This is a genomic window from Burkholderia sp. Bp8986 (assembly GCF_003854225.1).
In the GTDB taxonomy this organism is placed as follows: Bacteria; Pseudomonadota; Gammaproteobacteria; order Burkholderiales; family Burkholderiaceae; genus Burkholderia.
The window spans coordinates 1-13,607 of sequence record NZ_QTQM01000028.1; the positions used below are offsets into that span (position 1 = coordinate 1).

General features: G+C 68.3%; 12 protein-coding genes and 4 pseudogenes. 6 read left to right on the forward strand and 10 right to left on the reverse strand.

Going from position 1 to position 13,607, the window contains the following annotated elements:
- From DID99_RS23170 to DID99_RS23205, 6 genes and pseudogenes are all read left to right on the forward strand, one after another.
- A pseudogene (locus DID99_RS23170) lies at window positions 1-120 on the forward strand (hydrolase); the annotation flags it as partial.
- Window positions 121-743: 623 nt separating this feature from the next.
- The gene (locus tag DID99_RS23180; protein WP_124487631.1) at window positions 744-1,697 is read left to right on the forward strand and encodes a LysR family transcriptional regulator; all 954 of its coding nucleotides are present in this window, start codon (window positions 744-746) and stop codon (window positions 1,695-1,697) included.
- A 126-nt stretch (window positions 1,698-1,823) separates the two neighbouring features.
- Window positions 1,824-1,967, forward strand: a pseudogene (locus DID99_RS23185) (FUSC family protein); the annotation flags it as partial.
- Between the two features lie 12 nt (window positions 1,968-1,979).
- Window positions 1,980-2,255, forward strand: a pseudogene (locus DID99_RS23190) (efflux transporter periplasmic adaptor subunit); the annotation flags it as partial.
- Window positions 2,256-2,605: 350 nt separating this feature from the next.
- Window positions 2,606-2,908, forward strand: a complete 303-nt coding sequence (locus DID99_RS23195; protein ID WP_124487623.1) for a DUF3331 domain-containing protein — start codon at window positions 2,606-2,608, stop codon at window positions 2,906-2,908.
- Window positions 2,909-3,321: 413 nt separating this feature from the next.
- Entirely contained in the window at window positions 3,322-3,522 is a 201-nt protein-coding gene (locus DID99_RS23205) for a hypothetical protein (RefSeq protein WP_044848408.1), read from the forward strand.
- Between the two features lie 83 nt (window positions 3,523-3,605).
- Here the strand turns inward: DID99_RS23205 and DID99_RS23210 are convergent, their stop codons facing one another.
- The 10 genes and pseudogenes from DID99_RS23210 to DID99_RS23255 all read right to left on the reverse strand — a co-directional run bounded on the left by DID99_RS23210 (window position 3,606) and on the right by DID99_RS23255 (window position 13,594).
- On the reverse strand, window positions 3,606-4,043 hold the full coding sequence (locus DID99_RS23210) for a nuclear transport factor 2 family protein (protein WP_124524376.1): 438 nt from the start codon (window positions 4,041-4,043) through the stop codon (window positions 3,606-3,608).
- Between the two features lie 91 nt (window positions 4,044-4,134).
- Window positions 4,135-5,115: an NADPH:quinone oxidoreductase family protein gene (locus tag DID99_RS23215; RefSeq protein ID WP_124667587.1), complete on the reverse strand. Its 981-nt coding sequence runs from the start codon at window positions 5,113-5,115 to the stop codon at window positions 4,135-4,137.
- 140 nt (window positions 5,116-5,255) lie between these two features.
- Window positions 5,256-5,453: pseudogene (locus tag DID99_RS37910) on the reverse strand (acyl-CoA dehydrogenase C-terminal domain-containing protein); the annotation flags it as partial.
- Between the two features lie 186 nt (window positions 5,454-5,639).
- Window positions 5,640-6,386, reverse strand: coding sequence for a winged helix-turn-helix domain-containing protein (locus tag DID99_RS23225; RefSeq protein WP_124487619.1), 747 nt, complete (start codon window positions 6,384-6,386; stop codon window positions 5,640-5,642).
- A gap of 117 nt (window positions 6,387-6,503) precedes the next feature.
- Complete coding sequence (locus DID99_RS23230; protein ID WP_044848403.1) at window positions 6,504-7,241, reverse strand: TenA family transcriptional regulator; 738 nt, start codon at window positions 7,239-7,241, stop codon at window positions 6,504-6,506.
- A gap of 20 nt (window positions 7,242-7,261) precedes the next feature.
- Window positions 7,262-9,661: a bifunctional diguanylate cyclase/phosphodiesterase gene (locus DID99_RS23235; protein WP_124572062.1), complete on the reverse strand. Its 2,400-nt coding sequence runs from the start codon at window positions 9,659-9,661 to the stop codon at window positions 7,262-7,264.
- Between the two features lie 140 nt (window positions 9,662-9,801).
- Window positions 9,802-10,578 carry a Crp/Fnr family transcriptional regulator gene (locus DID99_RS23240; protein WP_124487617.1) on the reverse strand — a complete coding sequence of 259 codons (777 nt, stop codon included), beginning with the start codon at window positions 10,576-10,578 and terminating at the stop codon, window positions 9,802-9,804.
- A gap of 423 nt (window positions 10,579-11,001) precedes the next feature.
- The gene (locus DID99_RS23245; RefSeq protein WP_260426338.1) at window positions 11,002-12,012 is read right to left on the reverse strand and encodes a lipase secretion chaperone; all 1,011 of its coding nucleotides are present in this window, start codon (window positions 12,010-12,012) and stop codon (window positions 11,002-11,004) included.
- Window positions 12,013-12,030: 18 nt separating this feature from the next.
- On the reverse strand, window positions 12,031-13,185 hold the full coding sequence (locus DID99_RS23250; protein WP_260427887.1) for a triacylglycerol lipase: 1,155 nt from the start codon (window positions 13,183-13,185) through the stop codon (window positions 12,031-12,033).
- A complete protein-coding gene (locus DID99_RS23255) occupies window positions 13,178-13,594 on the reverse strand; it encodes a DUF4345 domain-containing protein (RefSeq protein WP_124572060.1) in 417 nt (138 codons plus the stop codon). The genes DID99_RS23250 and DID99_RS23255 overlap by 8 nt, the downstream gene beginning before the upstream one ends.
- Window positions 13,595-13,607: the final 13 nt, after the last annotated feature.

The following is a 13,607-nucleotide window of genomic DNA, read 5'->3' on the forward strand; positions in this document are numbered from 1 at the left end:
CAGCTGTTCTGCGAACTGCAGCGCGACTGGGCGCGCAGCGCAACCGTTCCTGCATTCATCAACCTGTTCATCGAAACTGGCGGCACCGCGGGCATCCAGTTCTCGTACGACAAGAACTGAGCCGCGACGGCGCATGCCGTTTCGCGCGATTGCGACCGTCCGGATACCGGCGGTCGCAACCGCGTCACCACCCTGCGTCGACGCATTCCCTCCGATCCGTTACGAATACGCACGCACATCGCGGCGTTCCAGGCTCGCGACTGGGATGCCGTCGACACGGTGGAGGTCTATCGCCTCGATCAGATCGCCTGAGGCCCGCCGCCGCGCCGGCAAGCACCGGCAGCGATTCGCAGATCGTGCCGTCCCCGATGGTGGCGCGATCGATTGTTCCCTGCACGGAACACTGAGGACCATCCGGCCCGGCTATCGACACGCGACACGTTCCACTACGCTTGGACTCGTACGGATTGCAACCTGCGTCGGGCTCGCATCAAGCTCGCGTAACCGGCCGCGCCCCCGAACCGCCCGTTCGCGCGGCCGCGACATGCCGGCGGCGCGTCGCGTTTCCCACGCGTTGCAGCCGTTTCGGCGCATGCCGCCGCGCGCCGCGCTTTCGTCACACGATTCGCGCGGCCGGCCGCCGCCGTCGCGTCGCCCGTCGATCGCCTCGGCATGCGTGGCAGCGCAGCAAACGGCCGCCCTTTACTCATGCCCGACGCCCCTCGGACAGCATCATGAAATCCCTGAACATAGACGATATCCAGGCCTTCCTGTTCGCCGTCGAGCGGCAAAGCATCACCGAATCCGCACGCCGGCTCGGCCTGTCGAAGTCCGTCGTCAGCAAGCGCATCAGCGACCTCGAGCGCACGCTCGGTGTGCAGCTGCTGATGCGCTCGACCCGCAACGTAACGCCGACCGAAGACGGCATGATCTTCTATCGTGCCGCGTCGGAATCGATGCGCCGGCTCGTCGACGTCGCCGAGGAAATCGCGGAACGCTCGCACGGATTGTGCGGCGAGCTGCGCATCACGTCGCCGGTGAGTCTCACTCGCCGCCTGCTCGGGCCGGCGGTCGCGGCCTTCGCCGCCGCGCATCCGCAGCTGCGCGTCACGCTCGACACCGACGATCGCACGATGAACCTCGAAGTCGAGCGCTTCGACGTCGCGATCCGCTCCGCGCGACTGCCCGACAGCGCGCTGATCGCACGCCGCGTCGCCGCATGCGAGCGCGTCGTCGTCTGCAGTCCCGACTACCTCGCCGCTCACGGCGAACCGGACTCGATCGACGCGCTGCTCGAGCACCGCTGCCTGAACTACAGCCATACGGCGCCGTCGGCCACCTGGACGTTCACGACGCCCGGCAGCCTCGGCAAGCCGCGCGCAATCAGCCCGGGCAGTGTGTTCCTGTCCAACAACGGCGAAACGCTGTGCGACGCCGCGGTGCAAGGCATCGGCATCGCGATGCTGCCGCGCTACATCGCGGACGACTGCCTGCGCGACGGCCGGCTGGTGCGCGTGCTCGCCGATGAAGCACCGCAGGACGAAGTGATCTACGCGGTCTATCCGCGCAATCCGTACGCGAGCAACAAGCTGAAGTTGTTCATCGAACACGTGCGCATCGCGCTGCTCGATCCGCCGTCGTCCGCCGGCACGGACAAGGAGCTGCATGTCGAAATGCTGTCGACGGATTCCGTCTGACGCGATGCGCGCCACCGTGTCGCCGCCGTCCCGCCGGATCCGTCCTGCCGTCACGCCATGCCGCCGACCAAGCCCGCGCTAGCCAGGCCTGTCAACGCAGCGGCGTTCGCTCGCATGCTGCTCGGCATGAGCCGCGAATACGGCCGAACCGACGGCGTGCGCCCGATCCATGTCGCGAAGACCATCGTCGCCGTCGTGCTGGCGGTGGGCGTGTCGATGCGGCTGGAGCTGGCAGCGCCGCGCATGGCGATGGTGACGGTCGTGATCCTGATGATGCCGGCGATCCGGCTGCTGTCCGGCGGGCCGTCGCTGACCGGACACGTCGAAAGCGTCGCGCGCGGCATCAGCGATCGCGACAATCCGGCCGGCGCGACGCTGCTCGCCGACGTCAACCCGATCTTCACGTGGGTGCGGCTCGCGCAGCGCGTGCCGGTCCGGATCCGGCTGTACGGTATGCCGCGCGACGGCTTCCTCGCGGCGGGCACGACCTGCACGGTCACGCTGCGCCCGATGCCGCACGCGATGGCGCGCGGCGCGGCACCGGATACGCGCACTTGATGCCGTGGTGCGGCCGTAGGCACACACGCCCGTGTTCGATATCGGGCAACACCGTGTTCTTGTTCGCGCGCCTTCCGGTGGCCCGGCATGCGCTTTTACACTGGGCGTTCGTCGGCGATGCGAGCGGTATGTACTGCGCACCCGCTCCGTCGACGCATCCCGAACCGGCCGCGTCGAGCGCGCGCGGCCTCGATCGACCCCGCGCCGGCCTCGCCGGCCGGCAGGAGACTGGCAATGGCATTCAGCGTAACTCACGAACTCCGGCGCCGCACCGGGCGGCCGATGCAGTGCCGTTCGTTGCCGCGCGATGCGGATCGGCGCCGCGGCGGTCGCGCCGAAAGCAATCGATCATGCTGACCGTCTCTTCCGTCGGCATCGCGCCGCGCGCATCGTCACCCGGTCGCAGCCAGGTTCACGTCACGCTGCTGGAGTGGTCGCACGAATCGCTGCTGGTCCGCTGGGTCGAAAGCGGCCGCCTGCACTACGGCGAACAGAAATGGCGCCGCGCGGTCGCACGGCGCGACGGACGGTGCGCGTATTCGGGCCGCGCCATCGTGCAGGGCGAGGCCGTGTTTCGTCCGACCGGCCGGCCGCGGCCCGCGAATCACCTCGCGATGATCGCGGCCGATGCGGTGGCGTCGCTCGATGCGTGATGCGCGTTGTGCGTTGTGCGTTGTGCGTTGTGCGTTGTGCGTTGTGCGTTGTGCGTTGTGCGTGGTGCGTGGTGCGTGGTGTGATGCGGTGCCGTGTCGTGCAACATCGATCGCGCGGAACGGTACTTGCTTCATCGGCAATTCACTGGCGCGAAGCGAGCCGCGCATCGCTGCGAGCCAAGTCGATCTTGGCTGCAACGCATCTTTCGCACTCCGGAAGCCCGTTCGCACACGCTTCACCGGATTCGTTGATCAACGGGCGACAGTGCGTCACGCGCATGCCGGCTTATCGTTCGACGCGATCGCGCGTATCGTCGACCCATGTTGTCCGATCCCGTCGACGTCATCGGCTTCGTTCGCCAACCGGCCGCTCTCGCTCATGTGAATGCGGCCGTCAAAACAGGAAATTGATCATGGAATTCGTACTGGACCACTCGCTCGACGAGGATACCGCCCGCGCGGTCGAACATGAAATCTGGCGCGTCGATCCCGACGCCAAGGTCGAGATCGATCGCGCGACGTCGCACGTGAAGGTCGAGTCGTGGCTGTTCCCCGAGGAATTCGTCGTCGCGTTCGAGGATGCGGGCTACAGCGTCAGGATCAAGACTCACTGACGCGCGCCCGGCCGGCGCCGCACGCGAGCGCGACCGTCGCGTTGCGCCGGCGACATTTTCCGCACCGGCCGGCGGCCCGCCGCTCACCCGCCGATCTTGAACCCCGGCAACTGCTGCCCGAGCCGCGCGCCCATTGCCGCGCCGAGCGCCTGCAGCGCATTGAACGGCCGGATCATCACCTCGAATTCGACGATCCGCCCGTCGACGTCGAAGCGGATCATGTCGATGCCCTTCAGCCGCTTGTCGCCGACCGTCGCACTGAACTCCAGCACGACGCTCGTGCCGTCGTCGTCGGCGAACGCGCGGTGGTATTCGAAGTTCTCGAGGATCGTGAGCACCGTGCGCAGCGCCAGCAGCAGCGCGGGCGCCGGTCCGTACGGCTTGAACGCCATCGGCGAGCGGAACACGGCGTCCGGATGGACGATCGTGTCGAGTTCGCTGAAATCCTTGCGCGCGAGCATCGCGTGCCACGTCGCGAGCGATGTCGCGACGGCGGGTTGCAGATTCGACAGGGGTTGCATGCTCAACGACTCCGGTAACGTCACACAAAAGAAACCCGCTCGAAGGCGGCGCCCGCTCGGGTCGCCGCCGCATGATGCCGCGCCGGCGTCGTCACGCGTCCGGCAGGATCACGACCTTGCCCTTCACCTGCCGGCTCGCCATGCGCGCGATTGCGTCGGCCGCGCCCGAGAGCGGCACGCGCTCGGTGATCGCGGGCCGCACCTTGCCGGCCGCGAACCATTGCGCGAGCTGGTGCATGTTCGCCGCATGCTGCGCGGGGTCGCGCCGCACCGCGTCGCCCCAGAACACGCCCAGGATGTCGCGCTCCTTGAGCAGCGCGAGGTTCAGCGCGATCTTCGGAATCTCGCCGGCCGCGAAGCCGACCACGAGGAACCGGCCGCGCCACGCGGTCGCGCGCAGCGCCGCCTCGCTGTACGCGCCGCCGACCGGATCGTAGACGACGTCCGCGCCGCGTCCGCCGGTCAGTTCGTCGACACGGCGCCGCAGGTCCTCGGTCGCATAGTCGATCGTGTCGTCGGCGCCGGCCGCGCGGCACAGCGCGAGCTTGTCCGTGCTCGACGCGGCCGCGATCACGCGTGCGCCCAGCGCCTTCGCGATCTCGATCGCGGCCAGCCCGACACCGCCGCCCGCGCCCAGCACCAGCAGCGTCTCGCCCTGCTGCAGGCGCGCGCGCTGCTGCAGCGCATGCAGCGACGTGCCGTAGGCCAGCACGAGCGCCGCGCCCTGCTCGAACGTCATCCCCGGCGGCAGCGCCGCGATCTGCTGCACGTCAGCCACGCAATGCTCCGCGAAACCGCCATGACCGGTGAACGCGACCACCTCGTCGCCGGGCCGCCAGGCGCTCACGCCGTCGCCGACCGCGTCGATCACGCCGGCGAATTCCGCCCCGGGCGAGAACGGCAGCGCCGGCTTCACCTGATAGAGCCCCTGGACGATCAGCGCATCGGGGAAGTTGAGCGACGCCGCCTTCACGCGAATCCGCACCTGGCCGGCGGCCGGTTCGGGAACCGCGACGTCCTCGATGCGCAAGCGGTCGATCGGGCCGAATGCGGTACACAACAGGGCTTTCATGCTCTCCTCTCTCCTCGCGCGACGTCGTCGCGCAGCGATACGGCATCGATACGGCAGCGGGACGCGCCCGCGCGATCGGCGCGCAGCGCACGCGCATCGGCCCGCGCCGCGTCACCATCATTCGTGCTGCGCGGCGCTCTGAACCACGCGTCGCGCATCTCGAGCGTCGTCGTATCGGCGCTCGCCAGCAGGTCGAGCTGCGCATCCACCTTCGGCAGCTCCCGGCGAAAGAAGTAACGCGCGGCGGCACGCTTGCCGGCGTGGAAATCGCGATCGCACGCGTGCGCGGCGAGCGTCACGTCGAGCCACGGCCACGCGACGACCCGATGACCAAAGGCTCCGAAACCGGATGATCGGGTCGGCGACTGCCAATGTTGGCGGGAAATTTAGCACGGTCGTTCTAAACCGACAATGGCGGGTCGCCCCGATGGTGAACCGGGGCGATGGCGGCATGCGCAGGCGAAGGTTGGTCGATGCCGGCGCGCGACGCGCCGGGCGCGATGCCCGACGTGCCCGCGCCCCGCTCACGCGTGCGGCGGGGGGGCCGCGTCGTCTGCCAGCGTGCCGAGCGGCACGAAGATGTAGCCCTTGCCGCGCACCGTGCGGATGTAGCGATAGTCGCCGACCGCCTGCTCGATCAGGTTGCGCAGCCGGAAGATCAGCACGTCGAGCCCGCGCTCGGAGCGCCCGGCCACGGTCAGCCCCAGCAGCGCGAGGATCTCCGCGCGCGACAGGACGCGCAGCGGCTGCGAGATGAACAGTTCGAGCAGCGCGAATTCGCTCGCGCGCAGCCCGAGGTCGTCTCCCGCGCGGGTCGCGCGCCGCGTGACGAAATTCACCTCGATGTCGCCGAACGCATAGGTTTCGGCATTCCGCGGCCCGCGCGGCGACTCCGGCCGGTTCGGCGCGTAGCGGCGCATCGCGCTGCGCACGCGTGCGACCAGCTCCATCGGCTCGAACGGCTCCACGACATAGTCGTCCGCGCCGATCTCGAGCGCGACGACCTTGTCGACCACCTGCGCGTCGCGGCTGATCACGATCACCGGCATGTCGTAACCGGCCCGCCGCAGTGCGCCGAGCGCCATGTAGAACGTCGTGGCTGGCCGTTCGACCCGCAACACGATCAGGGTGGGCGGTGCCGCGCTCACGTGCGCGAGCAGCATCGACACATCGTCGAGCGCCGACGTATCGATCTGGCAGCCGCGCAGGAGCACGCGGATCCTGTCGCGCATGCGCGGATCGGGCTCTACGACGAGAACTTGGGTGGCCATGGAAAATCGTCCAGCACGACGGCCTGCACGGCGCATCGCGACGTCACGCCGGCCCGCCTTCCGGCCGGAACGGCCGGGTGCGGCCCGCACGAACCTGCGCGCGCACGACGCCGGCGACTACACATGCATGCAGCAATCGAGACTCGTCAGGAAATAGCTCAGGCTCTTGCGGATCGACGTCTCGACGTCCCGCACGTCGCGCGCCGCGGGCGACTGGCCGAGCAGCGTCGCGACGATGTCGAGCGCCTCCCACGGATGCCGGTCGTCGTAGTCGGCGTGCAGCTTGAGCCAGCGCATCGCGCGATGCCGCACGGCCGGATCGAACTGCCGTTCGTACGGCGATGCGCACAGCAGCGCGCTCCACTCGCCCGTCACGCCCTCGATCGCATAGTTGGTCGCGGCGATGCTCGGCGCGAGCGCGTCGGTACTGCCGCTCTTCCAGCACCAATGGCTCAGCGAGAATCCGGCCAGCGGCGCGTCGCCGCGCAGCAGCATGTCGATCGTCACGCCCGATTCCGCCGCCCAGTTGGCCCAGTGATCGACGTGGTTCTGCTCGACGCGGATATTGCGGATCAGATAGCGCCGCGCCTTCTCGTCGCCGCGCGACCGATAGGCGGCGGTCTTCACCAGGTTCATCGCCATGTATTCCGGAAACTGGCTGACCACCGCCCAGCCGGTCACGAAGAATGCGCGCAGTTGCGACGCGCGCAGCGTCCCGCCGCTCATCGCCGCGAACACCGGATGCGCACGGACGCGCGCCTTCAGTTCGTCGGTCGCGCCGACCACGTCGCGCAGCCAGGCCGGATAGCTCGCCAGGTCCATCAGGTCGCCGGTCAGTTCAAATGGAGCACTCATGCGTTCGTTCCTCGCTTGGTTCAATGGAATCCCCCTTCCTGCCAGGGCGCGGGGCGGCTGAAGTAATAGCCCTGGCAATAGTCGACGCCCAGCGCGCGAAGCATCTCGGCCGTCGCCGTATCCTCGACGTGCTCGGCGACGGTGCGGTACTGCATCACGTGCGCGATGTCGTTGATCGCGGACGCGATGCCGCGCTTGATGCTGTCGGACGTCATGGTCGACACGAGGCCGCCGTCGATCTTCAGGTAGTCGATCGGCAACTGGCGCAGATACGAAAACGACGACATGCCGGCGCCGAAGTCGTCGAGCGCGAAGCGGCAGCCGAGGTCGCGCAGCTCGCACATGAAGCGCGACGCGACCTCCAGGTTGCGCACGGCGCTCGTCTCCGTGATCTCGAAACACAGCAGCGACGGGTCGAGCCCCGACGCCGACAGTTCGGCGATCACGAACTCCACGAAGCGCTCGTCGGTGATCGACATCGCCGACAGGTTCACGTTGTATTCGACGTAGCGGCGCTGTTCGAGCCGCGCGAGGCGCCGGATCACGGTGCGTACGACCCAGCGGTCGATCATCGTCATGTGGCCGTAGCGCTCGGCGGCCGGCAGGAACACCGGCGAGATCAGCTTGCCGTCGGCGTCCGGAATGCGCAGCAGGATCTCCGCGCGCTCCCGCGCGCCGAGCGCGGGCTGGATCGGCACGATCGGTTGCGCATACAACTGGAATGAATTCGTCTCGAGCGCCGTCTTCACGCGCCGGCTCCACTGCGTGTGATACGCCTGGCGGCTCGAATGCATGTCGCGCGAATCCGCGACATGCACGCGGTTGCGGCCGCGATCCTTCGCGACGTAGCACGCGACGTCGGCCATCTGCATCGCCTTCTCGACGCTCTCGGGCCGGCACGCGAGATCCAGCACGCCGATGCTCACGCTGAGCTTGAACGGCTCGCCTTCCCACAGGAACGTGAAGTCCTCGAGACTCGCGCGCAGGCGTTCCGCCTTGCCGCCGTCCGGCGCGCCGTCGCTGCCGGCCGGCAGCAGGATGCCGAATTCGTCGCCGCCCAGCCGGCCGAACACGTCGTCGTGGCCGAGACTACGCGCGAACACCGCGGTCGCGTCGCGCAGCAGCGCGTCGCCGGCCGCGTGGCCGCACACGTCGTTGACTTCCTTGAAGCCGTCGAGGTCGAGCACCAGCAGCATCCCGCCGCCGCGCTGCGCCAGTGCGTCGCCCAGGCGTCGCTCGAACGCCGTGCGATTGATGAGGCCGGTCAGCGCATCGTGCGACGCCTGCCAGGTCAGCTTCTCGATCAACTGGTGTTCGCGCGTCATGTCGCGCAGGATCAGCACGTAGCCGACGCAGCGGCCCGCGGCGTTGTCCATCTTCGACAGCGACGCGCGCACCGACACCGCCGAGCCGCACACGCGGATCAGGTCGAGATCGCGGGTGAACGTCGGGTCGCTGCGGTTGCCGAGCGACGCGAGCAGCTTGATCGACATGCCCGTCGACGTGTCGATCAGGTCCAGCACGTCGTTGATCGGCTTGCCGACACACTGCCGCGACGACGTGCCGAGCAGCTGCTCGGCCGCCGGATTGACGGTCTCGATACCGCGCGTGAGGCCGATCGTGACGATCGCATCGGCGACCGAGCGCAGCGCGGCTGCCGCGAATGCCTGGCTCCGGTCCAGCTCGGTCTGCATCGACACCTGCTGGCGTTGCGCGCGGCTCGCCCACCGCACCGACAGCAGGATGATCAGCAGCGAGGCCACGATGTACGACAGGAACAGCTGGATGACGGCCGAGCGGAATTCGGCGCTCAGTTCGTCGGAAAAGCGCTTCGGCAGCGGTTCGATGTGCGCGTTGAGATCCCAGATCGCGTGGTTCAGGCTGCTCGTGCGCCGGACGTCGTCCGCATGCACCGACGCGTGCAGCGCGTTGGCGATCCTGCGCAGGTCGACCAGTTGCCGGTCCGCGTCCTCCCAGTATTGCAACGCGGCGTTCAGGCGTGCGAAGCTGCTCAGGATCGGGTAGAACCACACCACCGCCGCCGCATCGACCGGATTGATGCCCGCCTCGATCAGCGCCTGGCGCGCCACGCCGTGGTCCGGCGGCGTACTGGTCATCGCGCGGCGCGCGGCGCCGAGGAAGGTGAGGGTCCGGTCGACCGCCAGGTATTCGTCGAACAGCTTTTCGTCGCCGGTCTGCCCGTAGCGGCTCAGCAGCAGGATCTCGTCCTTCTGCGCCTTCGACCAGCTGCTTTCGCCGCCGACGTACACGCGCAACGACATGATCACGATCAGGCTGACGGCGACGAACCCGGCCAGCGCGACGACCACGACGACGATCGGCAGGATGCCGAGCGCCGGACTCCATGGCCACACGTGGAACGAGCTGCGCTGACTCTGGAGCTTCGAAATGTTTTCCATACCTGAATGACTGTTTTTCTGATTCTTCTCGATGCCGCCTGCCCGACGCGTCGCCGCACCGCCTGCGCCAGGCACCTCCCCGTTCCCTTTGCGCGCCGCGCCGCCGTGCATGCCATCGCGCCACGACGCGGTGCCGGCGACTATGTCGTCCGGACGCGGCGCGACAACTCGGCGCCGGCATCCGTACCGGCATCGGTCGCGAGAATGCGGCGTGTTTCGTCGCGCACGACCCGATGGCAATCGCAGCCCTGCCGTTCGAGACCGGCGAGATCCGTGAGCACGATGGCACCGCGATGCTGATGGATCAGCCCGAGCTCGTGAAGCTGCCGCGTGGCATCGGTGACGGTCTCGCGGCGCACGCCCAGCATCTGCCCCAGCATGCCGTGCGTGACCGGGATTTCGATGCTGCGTGCGCGCTCGTAGGCGATCAGCAGCCAGCGGCCCAGTTGCTGCCGCATCACGTGATGACGGCTGCAGAACATGACCTGCGACGCCTGGGACAACGCCAGCTGCATCCGCACGAAGACCTGCCGCCGGATCGCCGCGGACACGTCGCACGCGTCCGCGAAGCGGCGCGCATACAGCCGGTACGCGAACCCGCCGCGGTAGACGACGACGCGGCGCTGCATCGCGCTGCCGATGACGTCGTCGCACACGATGCCTTCGCGGCCGATTTCCGTCACGCCGAGTGTCGTCTTGCCGCCCGCCGTGTATTGCAGGGAAATGCCCGCCGTCACCGGAAAATAGACGGCCTCCAGATTCTCGCCGGCATCGCACAGCACCTGGCCGGTCTCGAGATTCGAAAGCATCAGATGAGGCGCCAATTCGGAACGGTTAATTCCGTCGAGCGCTGACAGGAAATGATTGGCACCAAGTGCATGCGGCAACTCGATGACGTTGTTGGCCTGATGTATCACGGCGCACCTCGTACGTTGTATCCCTGCCCCTCGGCCACCGGACCTTCCTGCTGTTTTCACCGCACCGGTTTAACGGTTTCTCCGCCTTTTCAGCGCGGTGACATTGAGCAAAAAGGTATCACGCAGCCCAACCGTACGCGACACTCCGCTTTTGTTACATGAAGTAATTTGACAGTTCGGCTCGCCATCCGAAGATACTTGCATTGTCAATAAAAAATTGGCGATTTAAATCCCACCCATATAAAACGGATTGCGCAATGAATCATTGAAAACGGCGCATGAATGTCAATGCGCGGTAATGCGATTTACAGTGGGAATTAAAATCATTCCCGAATCGAAAAGAATGCGGAAAGTGTGGGTTATCCCACACTTCTCCCTCGTCAGGTGTGAGCGCCGTGACGCCGTGCACGTCCGAGACGGGTGCTAGTGCGCCGATGCCGTGGCCCGGCCCGCGTCGAGCGATGCGGCCCGCAATGCGTCCGCCGGATCCGGGAAGTCGCGTTGCCGCAATTGCGCGAGCCGCGCATCGCGCGCGTCGGGCGCAAGCGGCTGCGCGTCGAGCCGGTCGCGTTCGGCCGCGTAATCGCGATAGCGTGCCCGCCACGCATCGTCGCCCTGCTGCATCCGCTCGACGCGCGCGGCGACTTCGGCGCCGAGCTGCGCACGCAGCGCATCGGGCGTCGCGCGCTGGCCGTCGAGCCGCGCGAGCGTTGCAAGCGCATCGCGTTGGCGCGCCGCGCGCTCGCGTGCGTCGCGCTCGTCCGGCGGCAACGCCTGATCGAGTGCGGCGAGGCGTGCGCGCTTCTGCGCGTCGTCGAGCGTCGGATCGCGCGCGATCCTGATCCGGTCGAGATCGCCGCGCTGCCGCCGCAATTCCGCGTCGAAGAACGGCGCGCTCCAGTCGCCGAGCCAGCGGCGCGCGAGCGCCGCACGCCGCTCGAGTTCGCCTGCGATGCCGTCCGGATCGAGACCGGCGCCTGCCGGCAGCGCGCCCGGCAGCGTGTCGAACGCGGCGATGCACGCGCGATAGCGCGGCCACAGATCGAGCGCATCGCGGCGAGCCGGCTCGCCGATCGGCTGCGATGCGATTTCGTGCGCGACCAGCGCATCGAGCGCCGCGGGCGTCAGGTCATGCTGCGCAAGCAAAAAGTAATCGAAGAATTCCCGCACCGCATGCGCGTGCGCGAGGCGCCCGCCGGGCCCGACCGGCAGGCGCGGCGCACGCGCGCCCGCGAGCGATGCCGGCAGCGTGACATCCGACACGGCAAGCACCGGCCGCGGCACCGCCGCACCGCTCGGCGCGGCGTGGCCGGGCGGCGCGGTATCCGTGGCGGCCACGGCAGCCGTCGACGCAGCCTGACGACCGAACGCGTGCCAAACGGCGGCCGCGGCGATCGCCCCGGTCGCGCCGTACAACACCGCGCGGGACAGCATGGTCCGGACCTCCATCGCTCAGACGCCCTGCTGCTTCAGCCGGTTTGCCTGCACGCGCAGCGCGGCGACCGGGTCTTCCGCATAGGCGCCGCGAACGCCGAGCAGCTGGTTGATCGCGTCGAAGTGATTCCAGCGATAGCGCGTCGAAATCACCGTGCCGAACCGCGCACTGCAGGTCGACGTGAAACCGTCGTTCGGGCCGGCGCCGGCCAGCGCCATGACGTTGCCGGCCGTCAGGAACACGAGCGTCGACGGATCCAGCACGTTCGCCGGATCGATGACCGGAATCACGCTGGTGTCGACCGCGCCGGTCACGGTGCCGAGCAGCGATACCGGCTGATACGCGGCCCCGCTCCACGAGTACAGCAGATGCACGTTGCCGCCGATCGTCTCGACCGGTGCGCCGGTGCCGCACGCGCCGGCGCCGAGCCCCGGGCTCGGGAACAGCTGGTTGAACTGCGCGGCATGGGGCGTGCTCAGCGCGTTGAGCGCCGCGATCGCATCCTGGTTCGTGTTGTGCGTGTCGCTGGTGAGGATCCCGAACAGGTTCAGCAGCGCACCGAATATCGGCGTCGACAGGCCGGTCGGGTCGAGCTTCAGCGCGCCCAGCACGAAATCGGCGAACTGCGAGCCGCGGTGCGGCGTCGCGATCGTCGTGACCGACGCGACGAGCGCGGGCGCGACCGACGCCACGTAGCGCGACGTCAGCCCGCCCTGGCTGTGGCCGATCAGGTTCACCCTGGCCGCGCCCGTGACCGCGAGCACCTGCTTGACGTAGGCCAGCAACTGTTCGCCGCGCCCGTTCGGGCCGAGGTCGCCCTGGAAACCGGACAGGTCGGCGACGTAGACGGTCGCGCCATGCCGCTGAAGATCGGCCTGGATGCCGTACCAGTACGGCAGGACGCCGAAATAGTCGTCGGTCCCGGTCAACCCGTGCACGAGGACGATCGGATAGCGGGTCGCCGCGTAGTCGTCGACGGCCGTCTGCGCGCCGGCCTGTGCCGGGCCCAGCAGGACCCACGCGAGCAGCGCGATACGGGCGATGAGCCGTGCGTACCCGAGCGATACGCGTCGCGCCGCCACGGCGTGCAGGAACGCTGCCGCGATGCCCCGCACGGCCGCATCGGCGCGACGACGCGGCGCGATGCGCTGGTCGATGTCGAAGTCATGCATTCGCGTGCTCCCATGCGGCATGCGCGGCCATGCGCCGCTGCCATGCGATGAACAGCGGCGCGCCGACGACTTCGAGCGCCGTGAAGCCGACGAACGGCGGCCACGGCAGCCCGAGCGCCGCGAGCGAAATCAGCCGCCCGATACCGCCGAGAAAGATCATCATCCACAGCGTCGCGAACAGCCGCCCCTGATGCTCGATGCGCGGGATCACCGAAAACGCCGCGAGCCCGAGCCCGAGCCAGACGCCCGCATGGAAACGCAGGTTGCCGTCCAGCGTCGCGTCGGCCGGCAGCGCGATGCCGAGCGACGCGTACAGCGGATCGTGGATGCCCATCATGCCGAGCACCCCGGTGATCGTCGGAACCAGCGCAAGCACGGCGGTCGCCGCCTGAAGCGCGCGTTTGCTCATTCGAATTCTCCTT

What these genes read in the sequence shown, in the direction of transcription:
- DID99_RS23195 (WP_124487623.1), top strand. Translation starts at nt 2,606, where the DNA reads ATGCTGACCGTCTCTTCCGTCGGCATCGCGCCGCGCGCATCGTCACCC.
- DID99_RS23205 (WP_044848408.1), top strand. Translation starts at nt 3,322, where the DNA reads ATGGAATTCGTACTGGACCACTCGCTCGACGAGGATACCGCCCGCGCG.
- DID99_RS23210 (WP_124524376.1), bottom strand. Translation starts at nt 4,043, where the DNA reads ATGCAACCCCTGTCGAATCTGCAACCCGCCGTCGCGACATCGCTCGCG.
- DID99_RS23215 (WP_124667587.1), bottom strand. Translation starts at nt 5,115, where the DNA reads ATGAAAGCCCTGTTGTGTACCGCATTCGGCCCGATCGACCGCTTGCGC.
- DID99_RS23225 (WP_124487619.1), bottom strand. Translation starts at nt 6,386, where the DNA reads ATGGCCACCCAAGTTCTCGTCGTAGAGCCCGATCCGCGCATGCGCGAC.
- DID99_RS23230 (WP_044848403.1), bottom strand. Translation starts at nt 7,241, where the DNA reads ATGAGTGCTCCATTTGAACTGACCGGCGACCTGATGGACCTGGCGAGC.
- DID99_RS23235 (WP_124572062.1), bottom strand. Translation starts at nt 9,661, where the DNA reads ATGGAAAACATTTCGAAGCTCCAGAGTCAGCGCAGCTCGTTCCACGTG.
- DID99_RS23245 (WP_260426338.1), bottom strand. Translation starts at nt 12,012, where the DNA reads ATGCTGTCCCGCGCGGTGTTGTACGGCGCGACCGGGGCGATCGCCGCG.
- DID99_RS23250 (WP_260427887.1), bottom strand. Translation starts at nt 13,185, where the DNA reads ATGCATGACTTCGACATCGACCAGCGCATCGCGCCGCGTCGTCGCGCC.
- DID99_RS23255 (WP_124572060.1), bottom strand. Translation starts at nt 13,594, where the DNA reads ATGAGCAAACGCGCGCTTCAGGCGGCGACCGCCGTGCTTGCGCTGGTT.